Here is a 21,357-nt window from a genome sequence, read left to right as displayed (position 1 = left end):
AGTATATCTTGGCGAAAGAGGGGCACTATGGAGCAATTGAATTCAGGCTTAAATTTGCAAGCCTTGGTACAGGCTCAGTTAGTGACGATCGCTCCAAGGGGCTCCTTCAATGAGATTCTCCAAGGATTACAAAGCAACCAAGGATTGGGTTTAGTCGTCGAAGAGCAGGGACAGTTTCGGGGCTTGATCACCCAACGGGAAGTGATCCGTGCCCTTGGTAAGGGTTACTCGCCACAGGCGATCACGGCTGCCCAGATCATGCTGCCATCGGATTATTGCCTGCGCCTCAGTGATCTGGATGATCCGCTGGCGATTTTAGGGCGTTTTCGCTACTTGGGCGTGGATGCCCTTGCCGTGGTCAATGAATCGGGACGGGTTGAAGGACTGCTGACCCGCCAAGCCTTTCGGGAGAGCCTGCGCCCTGTGGATCTCCTGCGAATTAAACGGGTGGCGGAGGTGATGGTACCCGATGTGGCCACCATTGCAGCGGAAGCTTCGCTACAGGAGGCCGCTGTCCTGATGACCGAACGGGGGGTCACCAGTTTAGTGGTTCCTGAGGCATCCGCCTCGGGTGTGCTGCCGCGCGGCATTATTACGGAAAAGGATATTTTTGAGGCACTGCAGGGCCAAGGGGGAGTGCTCACAGGAACCGTTGGCAGTATTATGTCTCAGCCCGTGCTGACCGTGAAGCCCAATCAAAGTTTGTGGCAGGTGAATCATTTCCTCAAGGAGCACCAAGTGCGGCGGGTGGTGGTCGTGGACGATGATGGTCAAATGGTGGGGATTGTGACCCAAAGTAATCTTTTGGCGGCCATTGACATTACGGAAGCTCAAGGGGTGATTCAGGTGCTAACCCAAGAGCTCAATAAGGCCACGGCGGAACTGCGCTGGCAACTGTCACGGCAACAGGCGATTACGGTGGCGATTACGGAGAGCGAACAGCGCTATAACACTCTGATTAGTCATTTGCCCGTTGCGATCTATCGGCGCGATCGCGATCGCCTGTGGCGGTTTAGCTATGTTAGCGATCAGATTTATCACCTCACGGGTTACTTTCCCCAAGATTTACCGGATCTGCGCCAGATTATCCCAGCGCCGGATTTGGCCTTGGCGGAACGGGATATTGAACAGGCAATTCGGCAGCAGCGTGCCTACAGTACCACCTATCGCATTCAACACCGCGATGGTTGTTTCCGCTGGTTGAGCGATCGCGGGCAGCTAGATCCCCAGAGTCACATGCTCCATGGGGTGCTGTTAGATGTGTCGGAGCAACAGCGCACAGAAGAGCGGCTAAAAACTGCCCTAGAGCGGGAAATGATTGTCAGCACAATCATTCAGGACATTCGCCAGTCGATTCGCTTAGAGGACATTTTGCAGCGGGCAGTCACCAGTATTCAACAACTGCTTCTGAGCGATCGCGTGCTGATTTACCGCTTTTTAGCCGATGGCAGTGGCGTTGTGGAAGTGGAAGCCACCACCTCGCCGCAGTATTCAATCCTAGGTCAAGTGATTCACGATCCCTGTTTTAGTAAAGAGACAGCGCAGCGGTTTCTGGAAGGGCGCACTGTGACCATTAGCGATGTCAATCAAGCGCAATTACAGGATTGCTATCGTGAGCTCCTAAGTAGCTTGCAAGTTCAGGCGAATCTAGTAGTGCCCCTGCTGCAAGGGCATAACCTGTGGGGACTCCTAATTGCCCACCAGTGTCGTGGCCCTCGCCTCTGGCAGCGGGAGGAGTTGTTCCTACTGCAACGGATTGCTGAACCCCTAACAGTGGCACTGCAGCAGGCGGAGATGTATGCCGCGTTGGAAGCCGCCAATGCCAATCTGCAGCAGATGGTGTACATTGACAGTCTAACGGATATTGGCAATCGCCGCTGCTTTGATGAACTCTTTGCGAAGGAGTGGCGGCGCTGTCAACGGGAGCAACAACCGTTAAGTTTAGTGATGCTGGATATTGATTGCTTCAAAGCCTACAACGATCACTACGGCCATTTGCAGGGCGATCAAATTCTCAAGCGGGTAGCGGAAATTTTAGAAAGCCATCTACAGCGGGCGGGGGATTTGGCCACGCGCTTTGGTGGGGAAGAGTTTGCCCTGCTGCTACCCAGTACCGACCAAGGGGGAGCTATCCATATTGTTGAGAAAATTCAGGCTGCGCTGGCGGAGGCTAATATCACCCACGCAAAAAGTACAGTCGGCCCGCAATTGACGGCCAGCTTTGGGATTGCAACGACGCTGCCCACTCCAGAGCATGAGCCAGCCATGTTGTTGCATCTGGCGGATCAGTGTCTCTACGAGGCGAAGACCCTTGGGCGCGATCGCTGGGTCGCCAAGGAACTATAGCGAAGTCAGAGGCAGATAAATACGCAACCATGCGCCGCCATAGTCGGGATGATTCGCCGCCTGCATATAGCCGCCATGGCATTCAACAATTTGGCGAGCAATGGCTAATCCTAGGCCACTACCACTACCGACGGGGGGCATCCGCCCTTCACTATCCGTAGGAATCACAAAGCGATGCCGCCGTGCCTGTGCCCGATAAAAGCGTTCAAACACATAGGGTAAGTCCTTGGGGGGAAAGCCACTGCCCGTATCAATGACTTCGAGACACAGATAGCCCCCCTCGCGATCGCTCAGCAGCCGCGTCAGCACTTGACCACCCACAGGGCCGTATTTAATGGCGTTGTCGTAAAGATTGACCAGGAGCCGAAACAGTTGCGATTCATTGCCGCAGTAGGAAAATTGCTCTGGGCCTGTGTACTCGTGGTGAATGTTTTTAGCCGCAGCGAGGGGGGCGAGGGATTGCCACGCAGTATCAATGAGTTGGACAAGGTCAAGGGGATGCCGCTCAAGGCTATCGGCGGGAGTATGACTCAGGCGGTTTAACTCTAGGAGTTCTTGAACAAGGAGGCTGAGGCGAATAATTTCCTCAAGGAGGCGATCGACCCAATCCCGTAAGGACTCCGGCACCCGTTGTTGTAGGGTTTCAGTCACCAAGCGCAGGGAGGTCAAGGGGGTTTTCAGTTCATGGGCGACATCCGCTGCCCAGCGATCGCGCTCATCCCGCAGCCGCACCACCTCTTCGCAGTCCTCAATAAATACACCCACATGCCCCTCGCCAAGGCAGAGTCCCCGTGCCCGCAGGGGTTTGCGCTTGGTTTGCCCCGTCGGTGTGAGGTAGGCATAGAGCCATTCCTGCTCCCGCATCGTTTCCTCTTGGCGCACCTCTTGGATGAGACAGTCCAATTCATAGGAGCGCACCAGTTCCAAAACAAGGCGGCCTTCGGGATGCACCAAACCAAGGAGCGATCGCGCCGCCTCGTTACAGCAGACCACGCAATTGGCCTCATCCACCTCCAAATAGGCAATGGGGGCATATTCAAGGAGCGTTTGACAGCGCAGCATTTTCCGACGGCAGCGTTCTTGTTCCTGAAGCTGTTGGCTGAGTAGGGTTCGCAAGCGTTGCCACGGTGAGGATTTGAAGGGGCGAGCCGCGTACTGCTCAAGGAGCGTCTCCAAAGCGTGTCGCACTTGCTGCCACTGCCAGAACCAGACCATTAGCCCCAACAGCAGGCCAACCCCAAAAAAGATCAACTCCATGCCTAAGTGTCAGAATCGCCTCTATTCTAGGATTATTCCGAGTTGGTTTGCCCTGTGATGTCATCACCCCTTTTGCGTGTGGAAGCACTTACCGTTGACTTTCGCCAAGCCGATCAAACCCTACGGGCAGTGGATGGCATTTCCTTTCGCTTGGAGCGGGGTCAGACCCTTGGCATTGTCGGTGAGTCGGGGTCAGGGAAGTCGGTGACCTGTTTGGCACTTTTGCAGTTACTCCTGCCGCCGGGACAGATCAGCCACGGCGAAGCGTGGTTTCAGCCAGAGCCAGAGGGGGAGGCCATTGACTTGCTGCGCTGCACCCCCCGCCAAATGCAACAGATTCGGGGTCGCCAAATCAGTATGGTCTTCCAAGAACCGATGAGTTCTCTCAATCCGGTCTATTCCATTGGCTTTCAACTGGCAGAGGCCATTGATCCGCAGCAACGACTGCCCCAAGGGCAATGTCAACAGCGGGCGATCGCTCTCCTTGAGCAGGTGCATCTTCTCAAAGCGGCAGCCCCCCTGGAGGAGAAAAAGCGGTTTCTCCGTCGCTATCCGCACCAACTCTCTGGGGGACAGATTCAGCGGGTCATGATTGCCATGGCCATGGCCGCTTCGCCAGCGCTTTTAATTGCCGATGAACCCACCACTGCCCTCGATGTCACTGTCCAGGCGGCGATCCTACGGCTGTTGCGGGAGTTGCAGCAGCAGTACCCTCTCTCATTGATTTTTGTCAGCCATGATTTGAATCTGATTGCGGAATTGGCGGATCAGGTCGTTGTCATGTACCAAGGGCAAATTGTTGAATCGGGGACAGTTCAGCAGGTCTTTCGTCACCCCCAACATCCCTATACCAAGGGGCTACTGGCCTGTCGTCCTCGCTTGGATCAGCGTCTGGCGATTCTGCCAACAGTGGCGGATTTTCTAGCGGCCACGCCCCCGCGATTAGAAGTGATTTCCGCAGCGCAGCAGCAGGAACGCTTGGCGCATTTGGCGAGCCAACCCCCCTTGGTGCGGGTTGAACATCTCTGGGTCAAGTATCCCGTGGCGGGCAAGCAGCGCTTTGTCACTGCCGTCAGGGATGTCTCGTTTACGATTCGCGCTGGGGAGACCCTTGGCTTGGTGGGGGAATCGGGCTGTGGCAAAACAACACTGGGACGGACCCTCTTGCGCCTCCTAGAACCCGCACAGGGAAAAATTATCTTTGGCGATCGCGACATCAGCCATTTATCGCCTCGCCAATTGCGTCCCCTGCGGCAACGGATGCAACTCATTTTCCAAGACCCCTATAGTTCCCTAGATCCCCGCATGACCATTGGCGAGTTGGTGGCAGAACCCCTGCGCATTCACCGCCGTCATCAGTCGCAACGGCAACACCAAGAGCGGGTGGCCTATCTCCTTGAACGGGTGGGCATTGACCCCCAAGCCCAGAATCGCTATCCCCATGAATTTTCCGGGGGGCAGCGGCAGCGAATTTGTATTGCCCGTGCCTTGGCCTTGAATCCTGAGTTTGTCGTTTGTGATGAGTCAGTGTCGGCCTTGGATGTGTCGGTGCAGGCGCAAGTCCTGAATTTGCTCAAAGAACTCCAACGGGAGTTTCAACTGACCTACCTCTTCATTTCCCACGATCTCAGTGTGGTGAAATTCATGAGCGATCGCCTCATGGTTATGTACAGTGGCGAAATTGTGGAAATGGGTGACGCGGAAACCGTTTACCAACAGCCACAGCACGACTATACTCGCACGCTAATTGCCGCGATTCCCCGTGGTCTTTCCCTTGAGGCAGCCTAGATGTCCCCCGCCCTTGATCTTGAGAATACCCTTGCCACCCTGCGCCCGCTTCTTTGGCAAGCCCTTGAGCAACTGCGCCAGTTTTACCGTCAGGTGCAGGATCTAACGGTGCAGGACAAAGGCGGTGATCCCGTCACCCTTGCCGATGAAACGGTTGATTGCTTTTTGCGCCACGCCCTCCAAGCTCATTTTCCGCCGACGCAGTTTGGTTATTTAACCGAAGAGACCTACACCCCAGGGCAGCCCTTGCCCCAGCCCTACCAGTGGATCATTGACCCCCTCGATGGCACCTACGACTTTTTGCAGCAAACGGGGGAGTATGCGATTCACGTTGCCCTTGTCCATGAACATCGCCCTTGTTTAGCCGCTGTCGTCTGGCCAGAGCAGGAGGTGATCTACACTGCCATTGCCGGTGCAGGTGCCTATCGAGAGACGCGCCAAGGTGCGACGCGACTGCGGGTACAACCCCCCACTGAGGGGCAGTCGTTGCGGGTGGTGATGAGTCGGAGCCACGGCGGAGAGCGCCTACAGGCCTTTTTAAGAACCCTAGGATGCGTACAGCAAATTCCGATGGGGAGTATGGGCTGTAAAACGGCGAGTATTTGCCAAGGGGATGCAGATCTGTACGTCAACCTCACAGGGCGCAGTGCCCCGAAGGACTGGGATTTAGCGGCACCGGATTTGATCATGCAGGAGGCGGGGGGAGCCTTTACCTATGCCAATGGTGAGTTGCCCCGCTACAATCGCGCCGATGTGCAGCATTGGCCGCCCCTAGTGGTGTGTCATCCAGCTTTGAGTCGCACGGTGGGCGATCGCCTGCAAGCCTTTTTACACGAAAATCAAGGCTATTCTGGAAAATAGGCAAGTTCAGTCGCACAGAGGATAGGCCATGGTTTTTAATTGGTTTCGACGCAAGTTTGGTGGCAGTGGTGAGGAGCCATCGCCCCCTGCAGAAACCCCAACGGCAGCGCCATCCGCAGAATCCCCGCAATCTACAACTGAATCCACTGCTTCCCCCGGCATCCTCAACTGGGCAAAAACGGCACTCCAGTCGATTCAAGCGCGACAGCAATCGGAGAGTGCCGCGACGATTGAAACCATTGAAACCGCTGAAGAAACTCAAGAAACACCGCCTGCCGATGATGCCCCCGTTCCCGTCTCTATCGAGTCTGAAGAGACCGCTGTTGCTGAACCTGCCCCTGTCCAGCCCGTTGTGGAAGCTGAGTCGGTAGAACCAGACTCCTCCCTTGTCCTTGATGAGGGCTTTTTGTGGTCGGCGGAGGTGCTTGCCGCCCAAGGCCGGCGCCCAGAGGAGGTGGATATTGAGGAAATTACTTGGTTGCAACGTCTGCGCCAAGGTCTGGGCAAAACCCGTCGTGGCCTAGTGCATCAACTGCGGGCGATCGTCGGCCAAGGCCCCTTAAGTCGGGATGCCGTCGAAGAAATTGAGATGCTGCTGTTGCAGTCGGATGTGGGGGTCAAGGCCACGGATCAGATTATTGCGGCGCTGCAAACAAAAATTCGCCAAGAAACACTCCCTGCCGATCAGGCGATCGCCTACCTGAAGGAAATTCTGCGGGACATTCTCGATCGCCCCTTTGAAGCCGGCTACCGCCGCGACTTTGCTCCGAAAAAAGGCACGCTGAATATCTGGTTGATTGCCGGTGTCAACGGCGTTGGTAAAACCACCACCATTGGTAAACTGGCCCACATTGCCACCCAGTCAGGCTATCGCTGTCTGATTGCAGCGGCAGATACCTTTCGGGCAGCTGCCACGGAGCAGGTGAAAATTTGGGGACAGCGCTCCGATGTCGAGGTGATTGCCAACCCCGGCAAAAATACCGATCCTGCTGCTGTGGTCTTTGATGCCATTGGCGCTGCCCAAGCCCGAGGCACAGAATTGCTGCTAGTGGATACCGCTGGCCGCTTGCAAAACAAGGCCAACCTGATGGAGGAACTCAAGAAAATCCGTCGCATCATTGATAAAAAAGCGGGTGATGCTCAAATTGAATCGCTACTGGTTCTCGATGCCACCCTCGGCCAAAATGGCTTGCGCCAAGCACAGGTGTTTGCAGAAGCGGCGCAACTCACTGGCGTGATCTTAACCAAGCTGGACGGGACGGCCAAAGGGGGAGTGGCCTTGGCGGTAGTGCAGGAATTGGGACTACCGATTCGCTTCATTGGTGCGGGCGAGGGCATTAAGGATCTGCGCCCCTTTTCCAGTTTTGAATTTGTCGAGGCCTTGCTCTCCAGTGAGGTGGAGGTGGCAGCATGAAGCTGGCCGATCGCCTGCGGTATTTCCAAGGCAATGTCTTTGACGCCATGGATCGGGCTAAGGCGGCGGTGGCGGCCACGGGACAGCCAATTGTTGATCTCTCCTTGGGGTCTGCAGATCTACCGGTAGCGGATCATATTCTTGCAGCCATTGAAGCTTCCGTGCGTGATGCCAGTACCTACGGCTATCAACTCTTTGCCAGTACAGCGGCCTTTCGACAGGCAGTGGCCACTTGGTTTGAACGCCGCTTTGGCCTCAGGGTAGATCCCGAGCGGGAAGTGCTGACGCTGATTGGTTCACAGGAGGGGACGGCGCACTTGCCCCTTGCAGTGATGAATCCCCAAGAGTATGCGCTAGTGCTTGATCCGGGGTATCCCTCCCATGCGGGGGGGGTGTATCTTGCGGGGGGACAACTGTATCCCTTGCGCTTGCGGGCAGAAAATCACTTTTTGCCGGATTTAGAGGCCATTCCGTTGCCGGTGCGAGAGCAGGCCAAACTTCTCATTCTCAGCTATCCCCACAATCCCACCACGGCGGTTGCGCCCTTGGACTTTTTCAAGACAGCAGTTGAGTTTTGCGATCGCCACGGGATTTTACTGGTGCATGATTTTCCCTACATTGATCTCGTCTTTGATGCGGAGCGGGCACCCTCGATCTTTGAAGTGGATCGCGATCGCCAAGTGGGCATTGAATTCTATAGCCTGTCTAAGTCCTACAACATGGGTGGGTTTCGCATTGGCTTTGCCATTGGCCGTGCCGACATTATTGCTGCCCTGCGCCAAATTAAATCGGTGATTGATTTTAACCAATACGCTGGCATCCTGCGGGGTGCGATTGCCGCCCTCACGGGAGATCAAACCTGTGTCCAGCAAACGCGGCAGATCTTTCGCCAGCGGCGCGATACCTTTGTCCAAGCGCTTTGCGACCATGGCTGGCCGGTGCCCCTCCCGCCAGCGACAATGTACGTGTGGGCAAAACTCCCTGACCCTTGGCAGCGGGATTCCCTTGGATTTTGCCAAGCCCTTGTTAAGGCAACAGGGATTGCCGCCGCTCCCGGCTCTGGCTTTGGTCAAGGGGGAGAGGGGTATGTGCGCTTTGCCCTCGTGCGCGATCGCCCCTGTTTAGAAGTGGCGGCTGCCCAAATTGCCGAATTTAGCCAAACGGTCGTTCAGGTGTCGGGCGCTAATCGCCCATGATCCATGCCAAGAGTAGGATCAGGCCGCCCCAAAGGACAATTGCAGGAATATGAATGGAGCGCAACACCTCTAGGGGAGTTAAAACTAGCACCTCCGTAAAGAGATGGGTGACCGTACAAAGAAGAATGAGCAAAATGATAAAGAACATGGCAACTCGCTCTAGGCATTGCCATAGATGGGAATCACGGCACCACTGATCGCAGCCGCTCCCTCGGAAATGAGATAGGCAATCAGGTCACCGATCGCCCGAGGACTCACCCAATTGACCGCTTGCGCTTCGCCCATCGCTGCCCGATTGGCAGGGGTATCGATAATGCTGGGAAGGATGACATTGGCGGTAATGTTTTTGCCTTTGGTTTCGGCAGCGATCGCCCGCGTGAAGGCCACGACTGCGGCTTTAGCAGCACAATAGGCAGCCAGTTCAGCCGCTGGTTCAACGGCACCCCGTGAGCCAATGGTAACAATGCGCCCATATTGCTGTGCCTGCATTCGTTTCAGGGCGTGCTTACAAACCAAGAAGGTGGTCTCGACATTGAGACGAAAACTCTGCTGCCAATCGCTGAGGGCAAATTGTGCTGTTGCCCCCATGCTAAAGCCACCGACAAGGTGAACCACGGCATCCAATTGCGGCATGCGCTCCACGAGAGCGGCCACTTCACTTTCATTGTTCAAATCCGCTGCCACAAACCGCACGTTGGCCAACTCCGCTGCCGCCAATTGCTTTTCGAGGGCGTCTCGGGCAGCCGCATCAATGTAGGGCACCGTCAGCGTATAGCCTTGACTGAGAAGAACTGGCACTACCCCTTGACCGAGTCCGCCTGTGCCGCCTGTCACTAAAACCGCGCGATGGGCAAATCCCCTCATGGCTGATCCCTCGGTGTGAGTTGTCGTGCTCTGTAGAAGGTTTGCAAACTGTGGCGATCGCCAACGAATCGCCAGTGCCAAGGCTCATAACTCACCCCCTGCGGGTTATGACGGGGAAAGGACAGTTCAAAACTAAAACGCGCTGCATTTTTTTCCAGCCAGCGAAAGGCGGGGGTGTCCTCAAAAGTCTCCTTGAGATGGGTGTCTGGCCGACTGCCATCGCCAATATCAATGGCATAGCCCGTATGGTGTTCGCTATAGCCGGGGGGCGCACTCACCAATGCCCGCTCACTTGCCCGTTGTGCCCGTTGCTCCTTGACCTCAAAAAAAAGATAGTCCTGATCCTGTTTGGAGCGAAATCCAGAGAGGGGCATCAACACCACCCCCTCCTGCTGTGCGGCGGCGACCATCGCCCGGAACCGTTCTGCTGCGGCTCGCCGTAATTTAATTTGGCCATCGGCACTCACCGGTTCAAGTTCTGAGAGGGGCGCCTCTTCATAGGGCAGATGTCCCAGCAGATTTTCTGTTGGCGTTAGCGTTGGCTCCGTTTCCGTAGCCGTTGGTGATTCCGTGGCACGATTGAGGAACCACACGGCTCCCACGCCCATTAGCCCCACAAGGACAAGGGTGCTGGCGATCGCCCACCCCCCTCGCCGAGGTTCTACTTTGCCCTGAGTGATTGGTTGTAGCCGCTCCGCAACAGGAATATCTTGATCCATGACGCAGTCCCCTGCCTTTTTATGAGAATAGACGATTTTTCCTAGGGCTGGGCATACAGTTGCCAGTAGTTCCAGTAGTTCTCCAAGACACTCTTGACATAGCCATAGGTCTCAGGAAAGGGAATCGATTCCACAAAGCGATCGCTATCGGTCATATCAAAACGCTGCAACCACTGATTGACATTTCCCGGCCCGGCATTGTAACTGGCCAAGGCTAAGAGCGTGTTTTGATTGTACTGATTGTGGGTGTAGTCAACGTACCATGTGCCCAAGCGGATATTGTCCTCTGGATCCACAAGGGAATAGCTCTCTAGGTTCAACTTTTCGGCAATCCAAGCAGCCGTCTCTGGCATCAACTGCATCAACCCCGTTGCCCCCACCACTGAGCGGATCTGCTTTTCAAACCGAGATTCTTGGCGAATCAAGGCCATCACCAATAGAGGATTTAAGTTGCGAGCTAGGGACCACTTTTCCACTAATTCCCAGTAGGGCAGGGGGTAAAGGGCATACCAGAAGCGGACATCGCGGCGAATGGGCGCAAAGAACGTTGCCACCTCCGGTTCACTGGCTGAGCGCGTAAACAAGTTTTGCAGCATAAAGATGCCATCGAGGTATTCCCCAACGCCAAGGCGAATCAGGCCATCAGTGAGTTGTTCTGGCGCTGTCGGTGTCACCCGATTGTGGAACTCCCACTGCCAGCGCTGCCAAGCCTCCTGAGACTGCCGCAGCAGGTACAGTTCGCGTAGGGTGGCACTCCCCGTGGCCAAGGGAAGGAGGGGCTTGCGATCGCTCGCCACTGAGGGTCGCTGTTGTCGCAGGGTTGTAAAGGTGCCCACGGGTTTCTTGAGCAGACTGGCGGCTCGCCAAGCATAGTAGGTGTGGGGATAGCGCTCTATGACCAGTTGCCAAGTTTGGCGTTGCCCTTGGGGTTGTCCTGCTTCCCCTTGCCATTTTCCTTGCCAAAAGGCGGCTCGCGGTGCCAGCTCACTCTCAGGGTTCAATTTGAGAATTTCGCTAACCCACTGTTGTGCCTGAGACCACTGCCGTTTTTGGGCAGCCCCTTGGGCCAGTTGCCAGCGCAGTTCCGCTGCGGCGCTGCTTTGGGGATAGGTCTTGAAGAGTTGTTGTTGGCTTTGTTGTGCCCCCTTGGTGTTGCCTAGTTCCTGATGAGCTTGGTACTGTGCCAGAAGGGCATCGGCAGCGATCGCGGGTGCTTGATTTTGCCTCGCTAACTGAAGACACTTGGCCAGCAAAGGGAGACGCTCCGCCGGTGTTTTGACTAAACGGGCAAGGCGCAGTTGGGCAAGGGCTGCTTCGGAACTTTGGGGAAAGCGGTTGATCAGGGCTTGATAGGCGGCGATCGCCCCAGAGGTGTCCTCACTCAATTGGCGTCCCCGGCCCACCCGATAGAGATTCAAAGGGGTTGGTGGTGCCTTGGCATAGGCCGCTGCTGCCCGAGCATACTGCATTTTCTCCCAATAGCCAAAGGCGATCGCTTCCCAATCGGCGGGCGTCAGTTGATCGGCGTAGCGCTGCCGCAAAATTTCAAGGTAGGTGCCGTATGCCTTAAGAAAGAGGCCGTGGCGTGCCACCAGCTTCAGGTAGGGCACTTGATCGGGATTTTTCTCTAACTGTTGCGCCACATAGTTGACGACGGCAGGATGCTGTGGAAAGCGCTCGATCGCCTTTTGCGGTTGATTGAGGCTCAAGAGTGCCACTGCCGCTTCAGGTTCACTGCCATACTCCCGTAGCAACTGTTCCCACGTTTCCTTCGCCTTGCGGTTATCTCCCCGTTGCCGATAGGCCTCCGCTCGCAGCAGGAGAATGGGTGCGGCCATGGGACGGTAAGTCTGCTCAAGATCTTGGAGCCACTGCAGGGCAGCTTGGGGTTGCTGTTGACTCAGGCTTTCTACGGCCAGAAGATAGCGGGCGCGATCGCGCTTGAGGGGATCCGCAGACTCTGCCCATTGCTTTAACTCTTGCGGACTTTGGGGCGGCGCTTCAACAGTCAGCGTGTAAAGGGGCGAAGGCGATCGCCAATGGTACCAACTGAACAGCCCACCGCCAACCATCAGTGCCGCCAACAACAGCGACACCAGCCAAGGCCGTATGCCTCGCCGCTGCTTTCGTTTTGGGAGTGATTTAACCATAATTTGCAATTCCAGCCAGCAACCCCGCTCTCCAATCTCCACAGTAAACTAGGGAGTACAACCCCATTCTTATTAAGTATGTGGTGGTCTTGGATGCAGCAGTGGCAACTGGGTGCTACCGAGGGGCGATCGCGCTGAAGGAAATCGAATTAACAACCTCACCCGCACATCGCCCTCCACTATGGCAATCTATGAAAAGATAAACCAACAATCGTAAACTTCGATGCCCTCTATGCCACGAATGGTCTGGATTGTGATTGGCTGCAATTGCCTGATTGCGCTAATTGCCCTGTGGTTGGCATGGCAGTTGGTCAAGCTGCGCCAGATTCTGCGGGGGGTGTCCCGTGCGCTCCTAGATGCCGAGCGGAGTACCCACGGGGTCTTAGGCGGTGCCCCTGAGGTGATTATCATTGGCCAGCGGGGGGTGTCGGGCTTGCGATCGCAATTGCCCAAATGGCGGCGGCAACAGCGCAATGTTCGTCTGTTTTTAACCTTGATAAGCTGGATAGGGCGACATGGTATCCGCCTGCAAAGGAGAAAGCGATGAGTCAGCAACAGGGTGGCGGTGGTGCTTTTTTGGGGGGGCTGCTCCTAGGGAGCGCGATCGGGACAGTCGTGGGGCTGTTGATGGCTCCCCGCTCTGGCAAGGAAACCCGACAACTCCTGCGCAAATCCGCTGATGCCCTGCCCGAACTGCTCGAAGACATTACTGCGAGTTTTGAGCAACATCGCGATCGCCTCTCAGAAACCACCCAAGAACGCTGGCAAGCCACCTTAGAACGGCTCAAGGAAGCGATCGCCGTCGGTATCGAAGTCACGCAGCAGCAGCGGCAAACCCTGCGGCGCGAAGCCAATGGCATGGCCTTGAGTGACCCTGACGAAGAGGATGCTGTCAATCAATAGCCTGCGGTGGGTCATGAGTCAAGAAATCATGAGCCAAGATAATGAGGAGTTATCCCTTTATCAAACAATCTCGACCGAGGGAGAACCCACCGAGATTTTCCAAACAAAACGTAATACAATCTTGCCATCACGTTTTTTGGTAACAGCACTGTTACAACCAACAGGATTCAAAGAAGGGGTACACCATCGTGGGAGTATTTAGTCGGCTATCACGAGACATCGGCATTGACTTGGGCACAGCCAACACCCTGGTTTATGTGTCTGGGCGGGGGGTGGTTTTAGAGGAACCGTCCGTTGTTGCCATTGACCAAAATACCAAACAACCCCTTGCCGTTGGCGTTGAAGCAAAGCGAATGCTGGGACGGACACCGGGCAATGTGGTGGCCGTACGTCCCCTGCGGGATGGCGTCATTGCCGATTTTGAGCGTGCCGAACTCATGCTGAAGCACTTTATGCGCCAAGTGCACGGCGGTAAGAATTTGTTTGCCCCCCGTGTGGTGATTGGTATTCCCAGCGGCGTGACCGGTGTCGAACGCCGTGCCATTGAGGATGCTGCGCGGGGTGCTGGGGCGCGGGAAGTGCATTTGATTGATGAACCCGTCGCCGCCGCCTTTGGTGCGGGTTTACCCGTGGAAGAACCGACGGGCAACATGATTGTGGACATTGGTGGTGGCACGACCGAAGTGGCGGTTCTCAGTTTGCAGGGCACCGTTTTGAGTGAATCCGTCCGCGTTGCTGGCGATGAAATTTCTGAGGCGATCGTCCAGTATTTGAAAAAAGTACACAACCTGATTATTGGTGAACGCACGGCTGAGGAGATCAAGATTCGCATTGGCTCTGCCTACCCCAATGACAGCTATGACTCCGAAGCCATGGAAGTGCGCGGACTGCACCAACTCTCTGGCCTACCACGCACAGTTACGGTCAAAGCAGAAGAAATTCGCGAAAGCATGGCCGAGCCCCTCTCGGCGATTATTGAAGCCATTAAACGCACCCTTGAGCGGACGCCCCCAGAACTAGCCGCAGACATTGTGGATCGCGGGATTATGCTGGCTGGCGGTGGTGCTCTGCTACGGGGTCTCGATACCCTGATTAGCCATGAAACGGGCATTGTCGTTCATGTAGCAGCGGATCCCCTGCGGTGTGTGGTCATGGGTACCGGTCGGGTACTGGAAAACTTCAAAGACCTCGCTCGTGTCTTTTCCACACAATCGGCAGTGATTGGTTAAGGATCAGCAGCTATGGCTTTTCTGCTGCGCTGGTGGGGACGATATGCAGGTGGCTTAGTCCTTGTTGCTTTGGTACTCACAAGTGCTTGGATTTTGCGTGAGACCAATGGGGCAGCGATTCGTGAACTGTACCGCCTTCTTAGTTTGCCCTTTCAAGGCACAGTGGACGATCAGCAAGCCTTGATTCAAGCCCGCACATGGCAACTGGAGCAGCAACTGGCCGCCGTCCAAGCGGAAAACCAGCGGTTGCGGCAAATGCTGAATGCACCGATGCTGGCCAATTTCAATGGCCGCGTTGTGCCGGTGATTGGTCGCAGTTCCGATCAGTGGTGGCGATCGCTCCTCTTGGGGGAAGGCAGTCGTCAGGGTCTCACCATCGGTTCAGTCGTGGTGGGCAACGGTGGCCTTGTCGGGCGCATTACCAGCATTACCCCCAATACCAGTCGGGTGATGTTGCTCACGGATCCCGCCAGTCGAGTGGGGGTTGTGGTGGGTCGGACGCGGCAGATGGGGATTCTGCGGGGACAACTCAACCAGCAGGTGATTGTCGAGTTTTTAGAGAAAGACCCGAAGGTACAGCCCAAGGATGTCCTCTATACCTCAGCCTTGAGTAGTCTCTATCCAGCGGGCATTCCCATTGGTGAGGTGCAATCGGTAGAACTGAGCGATCCCACCCGCCCCCATGCCACTGTTATTCTGGGCGCACCGATTGATCGCCTTGAGTGGGTCACCGTCATTCCCTATGCTGAACCGACAGACACGTTTACGCCGAACTAGCCTCAACTGGTTGATTATTATTAGCTCTGTGGGACTCTGTGCCCTGCTGAGCTTTATTCACTTACCCAACCTGCATCTATTGGTGCCCGACTGGTTTTTAATCTGGGTGGTGGTGTGGAGTGTCAAGCGATCGTGGTGGCAAGGGGTACTGGCGGGTATTGCCCTTGGCTGGATTCAAGATGGCTTGGTCAGTGCTCATCCTAGCCACGCAGTCAGCTTAGCTTTGGTGGGAGGGCTGACCGCCCTGATGCAAAAGCAGCGCTTTGTTTCTGAGGATTTTATTTCGGTTGCTTTGATTACCTTTGCAATGGCCATTCTTCAGCAAACGGTCATGGCAATGCAAATGAGCCTTGGCAGTGGCTTTCCCCTCGAGGAGATTTGGCAGCACCATCGGCAAGTCGCGCTTAGTTCAGCCATTATGAGTAGTCTTTGGGCACCCTTGCTCTATGCCCCCCTGAATCGCTGGTGGACGTGGTTGCGACAGCAGGAGTAGAGAGCGCAACAATAAACCCGCCTCATGCCCAACTTGCGGCAGCCACTACTCAATCGCTGCTTGCACTTCACCCATAAAGCCGAATGCCCATTCGATGCCCCTGTTTGAGCTTGCCCACCTTTTTGAAGTTCGCCTCAGATGCGCCAGACATTTCTGTTGCCCTTTCACCTCATCACCGTTGTACACACTGAAGTCATCCGAGACGAGTACCCCTGCAAATCCCTCACCTAATAGGGTCTCTAACTCTGCTCGTAGACGGCTGCCCGCCGCGTGGAATCAGCAAAATCCCCAGTCTCCGAGTGCTTCTACCGTTGGCTTCACGCTTTCTGCTGCTCTGGCATTCGTCTGTTGCAGTATCCCCACTCGGACAGTCGGCGTTCTGAGCGTTTATGAAGGTCACTGAATGGTGGTTTTGATGAAATTCAACTGAAGTTGTAGGTGCTTATTGATGGGAATCGAAATTTAGGTTATAGCTATTCCAATAAAGAATGAGACATCATCCAGCACAATACTTGCGAATCACCTCATCAATCGAACTGTTTGACCCTGCATACATCCGCGCTCGCTTCAGCGCACTGAAGTCGTGCTCAATCACATTCAAATCAGGAGAGTATTTCGGTAAAAATAACACCTCGTGACCCGCCGCTTTCACCACTGCCTGAATCGCCCCTTTCGGATGAATCGGTGCATTATCCATCATCAACAACGACGGTCTCTTTAACGCCGGCAAACAGTACTGACTCAGCCAGCTCACAAACCCTAACGCATTCAAATACCCGCAAAACAGCATTGGGACGATGAAGTCTTTCTGGTGTCTATACCGTCTTGCGACTCAACTCTCTCTTTTCTGACGCTTCCCCGCTCGCTCTCCATCAATTCGTTGGCCTCGCGCTGACCACCCATACTCACACTCCACCCAAGAGTCAAACCCCGTCTCATCGATAGACACCACCGTTTCCTCCCCATGGCTCTCTACCCATGTGTCGAGCTGCTGTTGATACGCTTGTCGCTCTGCCTCACACCCTTCTTGGTAACGTATCTGTTTTTTTTCGGGTGATGCCCATCCGGTTGAGGGCATAACTAATGGTGGAAACTTGGACGCCAAATCGCTGGGCACGGTCGATTAAACGGTCATCGGGATGGGCAGCAACATCCGCTGCTAAGGCCGCCCAATCCAGTTTCCAAGGATGACGGGGGACAACCGTGGGCGCTAAGTCCTCTCGCTTCAGCCAGCGATGGATGGTGGCGCGGCTCACCTGAAAGATTTGAGTTGCTTCACTGATTTTGCCACCTTGCTGGATGTAGGAGACAACCCGCTCTCGTCAGTCCAAGCTATAGCTCATATTCTTGAGTAACATTCATGACGCTTTGAGTATAGCCTATCCCTCTTGAAAATATCTCACTCCCTTTCGAAATAGCTATATTAGTCGCGCCCGATTTTCGGTGCTAGCTCAATATATCCAGCAACAATCTGAGATTGAGTGACTGCTCCCTCCGGTCGCCCGCCGCCTCACCACCACCTAACTGCTTTGCGGTATAGACGGAGCACTGCGGCGAATTTTGGTAGATTTATATTTCTTAATACTTATAATTTCTTAACGTAAATTTACAATATTCCCAAGTGCCGATAACGTCATGGTTTCCGTGATCTAAATCACATCTAAAAGCGCTTTTACGTGGAATTACGCATGATCCCCAAGTTGCGAAGTTCATAGAATAATAACGTACAGTAAATCAATCCTTAACGAGCAGCTATATCCCCTGTTGATCCCCCACAAAATTTGCCCATGGGTGGAAGTGGACAGCGGGAAATTAATAGATGCTGACATAAGTAATTGGGGGAACACAACATGACAAAATTATTGCCCGTTACTGCCTACACAATTCGCCGTCTGTTGCGGCAATACCAAGGGCAGCTCAAATCCGTGGTGGTGGAAGGGGCTTGCTTAGTCGCTGATCCCGAAGCAGACTTGAATGCGGTGCTCGAGAGCCTTTATTTAGATGAGGAAGAAGTCTGCACCCAAGTGGCTGAAATTGAGAAGCTGATGATGACCCATCAACTCCTGTTGAAAGCAGGGGCAAAAGAGCAAGCAGCAGCCATCGAAGATCAAATCCTCTGGATTTTTGGCCTGAAGCGGATCAAGAATCAAGCCACCCAAGAAGCAGCCCCTGCAATGCCGATTATGATGGCCGTGGGCATTTAAGGCCCCGCAAAAATGGCTTCCTCCACCTCGGCACGGGGGCAGGAGTACTTAAAAGAGCGCTGAATCACACTGCCCTCAAGGCGATCGTAATAGACCACCTGTAGCTCCTCAATATCCAAGCAAATCCGAGCTGACCACTGGGGATACTCTAACTCCCAACAGTGGATATCCGTTTCGTCCCGCACACAGCCCTTTTGCTGTAGCCATGCTTCAATTTGCGGCAGGGCATGGTTGTAGAGGGGGGTTTGGGGATTAGGCAGAGTGTTCATCCAAGTTCTGAGATGCGACTGACAATTTGCAAGATCCATTCTTGCCCCTGTTGGGACAAACCGACAATTACCGCCAGAACCAGACAGCCGACAAACGTGACCCCCAAGATAAACAGAGCAAATAGCTCCCCCGGCGAGAGGGGGCGATCGTCGGGTGGCACGGCAGTAGAGCGAACAGACCCCTGAGAGCGAGAAGAGGCACCTATCCCCATCGTGCCTGACTGTTTTGACTGTGCCCGCAGGCGTAATTGCAAGTCATACCACTGCCGCTGCTCTGGATTGGTCAGCACTGCATAGGCCTCATTGAGGCGATGAAACTCCTCGCGAGCGATCGCCACCGGCAACGTCGTCGTATCAGGATGGTAGAGCTTACTCTTTTCTCGATAGGCACGGCGAATCTCCGCCAACGAGGCCGTGGGTGCCACCTCGAGAATGTCGTAGTGGGTTCGCGACGGGGACAGATGTGCCATGGCAAGGCTTACTTGACCAGATCGAAGATCTTGAACATGGGCAGGTACATCGCCACCAGAATTGACCCTACCATACCCCCTAGCACCGCAATCATCAAGGGTTCCATCACACTTGTTAGGGACTTCACCGCCTGTTCCACTTCATCTTCATAGAAGTCGGCCACCTTCATCAGCATCTTATCCAGTTCCCCTGTCTCTTCGCCCACGTTAATCATCTGGGTCGCCAGCACTGGAAAGACCCGTTCCTGTTGCAGGGCAAGGCTGAGCATTCCTCCCTTCTGCACTTCCTGTGCCGCTCGGTCAATGGCATTGGAGATCACTTGGTTCCCCGCTGTGGCACTGACAATTTCAAGGGAACGCAAAATCGGTACCCCTGAACGGGACAGCGAACCAAATGTGCGGCAGAACCGTGCCACCGCTGTTTTTTCCACCAAATCACCAAAGAGGGGTAGCTTCAACAGCAAGCCATCAATCATCAGCCGGCCAGCCGGAGTCTTGTAATAAAAGCGAATCCCCAATACCAAGCCCACCACACAGATAATCAACAATGCCATATACTGCGGCGTGCGCAGGAATTCACTAAGCGCCACCATCATGGCGGTAAAGGGCGGCAATTCCCCCCCCAACTGTTTGAAAATACCCTCAAACACAGGGATCAGGAAAATCACCATCCCCAAGAAGATGCCCACCGCCAGCAGGCCCACCACCACGGGATAGGTCAGGGCGGACTTGATTTGGTTATTGAGGCGGGCTTGATCCTCCAGTAACTTCGAGAGACGGTTGAGCACCTCATCGAGCACCCCCCCCGTTTCCCCCGCTTGGATCATAGCCACAAACAGGTTATCAAAGGCCTCAGGATGGGGACGCATGGCATCAGCAAGGCTGCTCCCCTGTTGAATGTCATTGTTGACGGCCATGAGGATTTTTTTTAATTTCGGGTTGGTGCATTGATCTGCCAAAACACCAATCCCACGCACCAAGGCCACACCTGCATTCACCAGTGCCGCAAACTGCCGCGCAAAGATCGCTCGATCTTTCACCGTAATTTTGGAGAGGAAAGTGAGGTCGAGGTCTGACTTGAGGGTGAGTTTTTTGGCCTCCTTGACCTCTAGAACCTGTACCCCTTGCAATTGCAAAGCCATGCGTGCTTCCCGTGGTGTCGAAGCTCGCTCGCGGACGGTCTTGTATTTGCCTTGGGCATCCCGGATCCGCACTTCATAGGTTGCCATGACTCAATACCCCTTCTTTTTATCAATAATTGCTAACTAGCGTGCTGCTGCCGCAGGTGTACCCGTACCAATCAGACGTTGCAACTCGTCCTGACGCGAGGACTTGGCCATTGCTGCTTCATAGGTGATGATGCCTGCACGATAATAATCGGCCAAGACTTTTTCAAGGGTCTGCATCCCCAGCTTGCCGCCCGTTTGAATTGCCGAATAAATCTGCGAGGTCTTGCCTTCGCGAATCAGGTTGGAGATAGCAGGGGTCACCACCATGATCTCTTGTGCCATAATCCGCCCAAATTCACCGGGCTTGGGATTTTTCTTAGGAACCAGCGTTTGGCTAAAGACCGCCACTAACGAGTTGGACAACTGGACGCGAATTTGCTGCTGCTGCTCTGGCGGGAACACATCCACCATACGGTCAACGGTTTGGGCAGCTGAACTGGTGTGCAAGGTACCAAAGACCAAGTGACCGGTTTCTGCCGCTGAGATGGCAAGCTGAATTGTTTCCAAGTCCCGCATCTCACCCACAAGGATAATATCGGGGTCTTCCCGCAGCGCTGCCCGCAGAGCATTGGCAAAGCTCTTGGTATCTTCCCCCACCTGCCGTTGGTGGATCAGGCTCTTGATGGGTTCATAGACAAACTCAATGGGGTCTTCAATCGTCAGGATATGCTCAGCGCGGGTTTTGTTGATCAAGTCAATCATCGCCGCCAAGGTTGTGGTTTTCCCTGATCCTGTTGGACCGGTCACCAGAATCAAGCCCCGTGGCCGCTCACTCATTTCGCGGACAACATTGGGCAATCCCAACTGCTCAAACGTGGGAATTTTGGAACTGAGTGCTCGCAAGCAAGCAGCATAGGTTCCCCGGTCTTTATACACATTGACGCGGAACCGGGCGAGGCCACGTACACCATAGGAGCAGTCCAACTCCCAGTTTTGCTCTAGGTGCTTGCGTTGGGTATTGTTGAGCATGCTGAAGATCAGGCGCTGGCACTGCTCTGGGGTGAGGGGTTCGTAGTCCGTCGGGGTTAATTTGCCGCTAATGCGAATGTAGGGGGGTAAGCCAGCGGAGATATGCAAATCGGAGCCACCATTGGCCACCACTTGCTCCATTAGGTCTTCAATCATTAGCTCCATAGGGTGTTCCTCGTCTAAGCAGTTTGGTCAACAACACGACAGTTCATCACTGAC

20 protein-coding genes and 2 pseudogenes are annotated in these 21,357 nt (G+C 54.7%); 11 read left to right on the top strand and 11 right to left on the bottom strand.

All coding sequences use genetic code 11. The annotated features are described in order from the left end of the window. Positions 1-27 precede the first annotated feature (27 nt). Positions 28-2,346 carry a diguanylate cyclase domain-containing protein gene (locus RHJ31_RS11110; RefSeq protein WP_302676629.1) on the top strand — a complete coding sequence of 773 codons (2,319 nt, stop codon included), beginning with the start codon at positions 28-30 and terminating at the stop codon, positions 2,344-2,346. Here the strand turns inward: RHJ31_RS11110 and RHJ31_RS11105 are convergent. Beyond that, on the bottom strand, positions 2,341-3,603 hold the full coding sequence (locus RHJ31_RS11105) for a PAS domain-containing sensor histidine kinase (protein WP_302676628.1): 1,263 nt from the start codon (positions 3,601-3,603) through the stop codon (positions 2,341-2,343). The two genes, RHJ31_RS11110 and RHJ31_RS11105, sit on opposite strands and share 6 nt — an antisense overlap. Positions 3,604-3,660: 57 nt before the next feature. Here RHJ31_RS11105 and RHJ31_RS11100 point away from each other — a divergent pair, with 57 nt between their 5' ends. From RHJ31_RS11100 to RHJ31_RS11085, 4 genes are read left to right on the top strand one after another with little or no spacing between them, the layout of a single operon-like run. Continuing rightward, positions 3,661-5,391, top strand: a complete 1,731-nt coding sequence (locus RHJ31_RS11100) for an ABC transporter ATP-binding protein (protein ID WP_302676627.1) — start codon at positions 3,661-3,663, stop codon at positions 5,389-5,391. Continuing rightward, entirely contained in the window at positions 5,392-6,252 is an 861-nt protein-coding gene (locus RHJ31_RS11095) for a 3'(2'),5'-bisphosphate nucleotidase CysQ (protein WP_302676626.1), read from the top strand. It abuts the gene before it with no gap. A 28-nt stretch (positions 6,253-6,280) separates the two neighbouring features. Further along, positions 6,281-7,666: a signal recognition particle-docking protein FtsY gene (gene ftsY, locus RHJ31_RS11090; RefSeq protein ID WP_206201304.1), complete on the top strand. Its 1,386-nt coding sequence runs from the start codon at positions 6,281-6,283 to the stop codon at positions 7,664-7,666. Continuing rightward, entirely contained in the window at positions 7,663-8,862 is a 1,200-nt protein-coding gene (locus RHJ31_RS11085; RefSeq protein WP_206201305.1) for an LL-diaminopimelate aminotransferase, read from the top strand. The genes ftsY and RHJ31_RS11085 overlap by 4 nt, the downstream gene beginning before the upstream one ends. Here the strand turns inward: RHJ31_RS11085 and RHJ31_RS11080 are convergent. The 4 genes from RHJ31_RS11080 to RHJ31_RS11065 are packed head-to-tail and all read right to left on the bottom strand — an operon-like array spanning position 8,849 to position 12,595. After that, positions 8,849-9,010 carry a hypothetical protein gene (locus RHJ31_RS11080; RefSeq protein WP_190278145.1) on the bottom strand — a complete coding sequence of 54 codons (162 nt, stop codon included), beginning with the start codon at positions 9,008-9,010 and terminating at the stop codon, positions 8,849-8,851. The genes RHJ31_RS11085 and RHJ31_RS11080 overlap by 14 nt on opposite strands. Before the next feature lie 11 nt (positions 9,011-9,021). After that, positions 9,022-9,726 (bottom strand): 3-oxoacyl-ACP reductase FabG, encoded by a 705-nt coding sequence (gene fabG / locus RHJ31_RS11075; RefSeq protein WP_302676625.1) that lies wholly within the window; start codon positions 9,724-9,726, stop codon positions 9,022-9,024. Then, on the bottom strand, positions 9,723-10,445 hold the full coding sequence (locus RHJ31_RS11070) for a M15 family metallopeptidase (protein ID WP_302676624.1): 723 nt from the start codon (positions 10,443-10,445) through the stop codon (positions 9,723-9,725). The genes fabG and RHJ31_RS11070 overlap by 4 nt, the downstream gene beginning before the upstream one ends. Positions 10,446-10,486: 41 nt before the next feature. Continuing rightward, entirely contained in the window at positions 10,487-12,595 is a 2,109-nt protein-coding gene (locus RHJ31_RS11065) for a transglycosylase SLT domain-containing protein (protein WP_302676623.1), read from the bottom strand. A gap of 232 nt (positions 12,596-12,827) precedes the next feature. On the opposite strand from RHJ31_RS11065, the gene RHJ31_RS11060 reads away from it, so the two are divergent. The 5 genes from RHJ31_RS11060 to mreD all read left to right on the top strand — a co-directional run bounded on the left by RHJ31_RS11060 (position 12,828) and on the right by mreD (position 15,997). After that, positions 12,828-13,142 (top strand): hypothetical protein, encoded by a 315-nt coding sequence (locus RHJ31_RS11060; protein ID WP_302676622.1) that lies wholly within the window; start codon positions 12,828-12,830, stop codon positions 13,140-13,142. Further along, complete coding sequence (locus RHJ31_RS11055) at positions 13,139-13,498, top strand: YtxH domain-containing protein (RefSeq protein WP_302676621.1); 360 nt, start codon at positions 13,139-13,141, stop codon at positions 13,496-13,498. The genes RHJ31_RS11060 and RHJ31_RS11055 overlap by 4 nt, the downstream gene beginning before the upstream one ends. A gap of 188 nt (positions 13,499-13,686) precedes the next feature. Beyond that, positions 13,687-14,727 (top strand): rod shape-determining protein, encoded by a 1,041-nt coding sequence (locus RHJ31_RS11050; protein ID WP_302676620.1) that lies wholly within the window; start codon positions 13,687-13,689, stop codon positions 14,725-14,727. A gap of 12 nt (positions 14,728-14,739) precedes the next feature. Further along, positions 14,740-15,504, top strand: a complete 765-nt coding sequence (gene mreC, locus RHJ31_RS11045) for a rod shape-determining protein MreC (RefSeq protein ID WP_302676619.1) — start codon at positions 14,740-14,742, stop codon at positions 15,502-15,504. After that, complete coding sequence (gene mreD / locus RHJ31_RS11040; protein WP_302676618.1) at positions 15,470-15,997, top strand: rod shape-determining protein MreD; 528 nt, start codon at positions 15,470-15,472, stop codon at positions 15,995-15,997. Before mreC ends, mreD begins: the two co-directional genes overlap by 35 nt. Positions 15,998-16,042: 45 nt before the next feature. On the opposite strand, the pseudogene RHJ31_RS13275 reads toward mreD, so the two are convergent. Together RHJ31_RS13275 and RHJ31_RS11035 are read right to left on the bottom strand one after the other, a co-directional pair. Further along, positions 16,043-16,213 (bottom strand): annotated as a pseudogene (locus tag RHJ31_RS13275) (hypothetical protein); the annotation flags it as partial. Between the two features lie 280 nt (positions 16,214-16,493). Next, positions 16,494-17,298 (bottom strand): annotated as a pseudogene (locus RHJ31_RS11035) (IS630 family transposase). Between the two features lie 549 nt (positions 17,299-17,847). Here RHJ31_RS11035 and RHJ31_RS11030 point away from each other — a divergent pair. After that, positions 17,848-18,201 (top strand): hypothetical protein, encoded by a 354-nt coding sequence (locus RHJ31_RS11030; RefSeq protein WP_206201314.1) that lies wholly within the window; start codon positions 17,848-17,850, stop codon positions 18,199-18,201. On the opposite strand, the gene RHJ31_RS11025 is transcribed toward RHJ31_RS11030, so the two are convergent. Genes RHJ31_RS11025 through RHJ31_RS11010 form a run of 4 tightly spaced genes read right to left on the bottom strand, consistent with a single transcriptional unit; the run spans position 18,198 to position 21,303 of the window. Further along, positions 18,198-18,470: a DUF3143 domain-containing protein gene (locus RHJ31_RS11025; protein ID WP_302676617.1), complete on the bottom strand. Its 273-nt coding sequence runs from the start codon at positions 18,468-18,470 to the stop codon at positions 18,198-18,200. The genes RHJ31_RS11030 and RHJ31_RS11025 overlap by 4 nt on opposite strands. Beyond that, positions 18,467-18,940 (bottom strand): J domain-containing protein, encoded by a 474-nt coding sequence (locus tag RHJ31_RS11020; RefSeq protein WP_206201315.1) that lies wholly within the window; start codon positions 18,938-18,940, stop codon positions 18,467-18,469. Before RHJ31_RS11020 ends, RHJ31_RS11025 begins: the two co-directional genes overlap by 4 nt. A gap of 8 nt (positions 18,941-18,948) precedes the next feature. Then, positions 18,949-20,169, bottom strand: a complete 1,221-nt coding sequence (locus RHJ31_RS11015) for a type II secretion system F family protein (RefSeq protein WP_206201316.1) — start codon at positions 20,167-20,169, stop codon at positions 18,949-18,951. Positions 20,170-20,205: 36 nt separating this feature from the next. Next, entirely contained in the window at positions 20,206-21,303 is a 1,098-nt protein-coding gene (locus tag RHJ31_RS11010; protein WP_206201317.1) for a type IV pilus twitching motility protein PilT, read from the bottom strand. Positions 21,304-21,357 lie beyond the last annotated feature (54 nt).

Origin of the sequence: Thermosynechococcus sp. JY1331, assembly GCF_031583475.1 — a bacterium.
Classification (GTDB): domain Bacteria; phylum Cyanobacteriota; class Cyanobacteriia; order Thermosynechococcales; family Thermosynechococcaceae; genus Thermosynechococcus.
The sequence above is the reverse complement of the archived record's forward strand: the minus strand, read 5'-3'. Positions and strand labels throughout refer to the sequence as shown.

Excerpts from the sequence above, each read along its gene's own strand:
- RHJ31_RS11110 (WP_302676629.1), top strand. The coding sequence starts at position 28 with ATGGAGCAATTGAATTCAGGCTTAAATTTGCAAGCCTTGGTACAGGCT.
- RHJ31_RS11105 (WP_302676628.1), bottom strand. The coding sequence starts at position 3,603 with ATGGAGTTGATCTTTTTTGGGGTTGGCCTGCTGTTGGGGCTAATGGTC.
- RHJ31_RS11100 (WP_302676627.1), top strand. The coding sequence starts at position 3,661 with ATGTCATCACCCCTTTTGCGTGTGGAAGCACTTACCGTTGACTTTCGC.
- RHJ31_RS11095 (WP_302676626.1), top strand. The coding sequence starts at position 5,392 with ATGTCCCCCGCCCTTGATCTTGAGAATACCCTTGCCACCCTGCGCCCG.
- ftsY (WP_206201304.1), top strand. The coding sequence starts at position 6,281 with ATGGTTTTTAATTGGTTTCGACGCAAGTTTGGTGGCAGTGGTGAGGAG.
- RHJ31_RS11085 (WP_206201305.1), top strand. The coding sequence starts at position 7,663 with ATGAAGCTGGCCGATCGCCTGCGGTATTTCCAAGGCAATGTCTTTGAC.
- RHJ31_RS11080 (WP_190278145.1), bottom strand. The coding sequence starts at position 9,010 with ATGTTCTTTATCATTTTGCTCATTCTTCTTTGTACGGTCACCCATCTC.
- fabG (WP_302676625.1), bottom strand. The coding sequence starts at position 9,726 with ATGAGGGGATTTGCCCATCGCGCGGTTTTAGTGACAGGCGGCACAGGC.
- RHJ31_RS11070 (WP_302676624.1), bottom strand. The coding sequence starts at position 10,445 with ATGGATCAAGATATTCCTGTTGCGGAGCGGCTACAACCAATCACTCAG.
- RHJ31_RS11065 (WP_302676623.1), bottom strand. The coding sequence starts at position 12,595 with ATGGTTAAATCACTCCCAAAACGAAAGCAGCGGCGAGGCATACGGCCT.
- RHJ31_RS11060 (WP_302676622.1), top strand. The coding sequence starts at position 12,828 with ATGCCACGAATGGTCTGGATTGTGATTGGCTGCAATTGCCTGATTGCG.
- RHJ31_RS11055 (WP_302676621.1), top strand. The coding sequence starts at position 13,139 with ATGAGTCAGCAACAGGGTGGCGGTGGTGCTTTTTTGGGGGGGCTGCTC.
- mreC (WP_302676619.1), top strand. The coding sequence starts at position 14,740 with ATGGCTTTTCTGCTGCGCTGGTGGGGACGATATGCAGGTGGCTTAGTC.
- mreD (WP_302676618.1), top strand. The coding sequence starts at position 15,470 with ATGCTGAACCGACAGACACGTTTACGCCGAACTAGCCTCAACTGGTTG.
- RHJ31_RS11030 (WP_206201314.1), top strand. The coding sequence starts at position 17,848 with ATGACAAAATTATTGCCCGTTACTGCCTACACAATTCGCCGTCTGTTG.
- RHJ31_RS11025 (WP_302676617.1), bottom strand. The coding sequence starts at position 18,470 with ATGAACACTCTGCCTAATCCCCAAACCCCCCTCTACAACCATGCCCTG.
- RHJ31_RS11020 (WP_206201315.1), bottom strand. The coding sequence starts at position 18,940 with ATGGCACATCTGTCCCCGTCGCGAACCCACTACGACATTCTCGAGGTG.
- RHJ31_RS11015 (WP_206201316.1), bottom strand. The coding sequence starts at position 20,169 with ATGGCAACCTATGAAGTGCGGATCCGGGATGCCCAAGGCAAATACAAG.
- RHJ31_RS11010 (WP_206201317.1), bottom strand. The coding sequence starts at position 21,303 with ATGGAGCTAATGATTGAAGACCTAATGGAGCAAGTGGTGGCCAATGGT.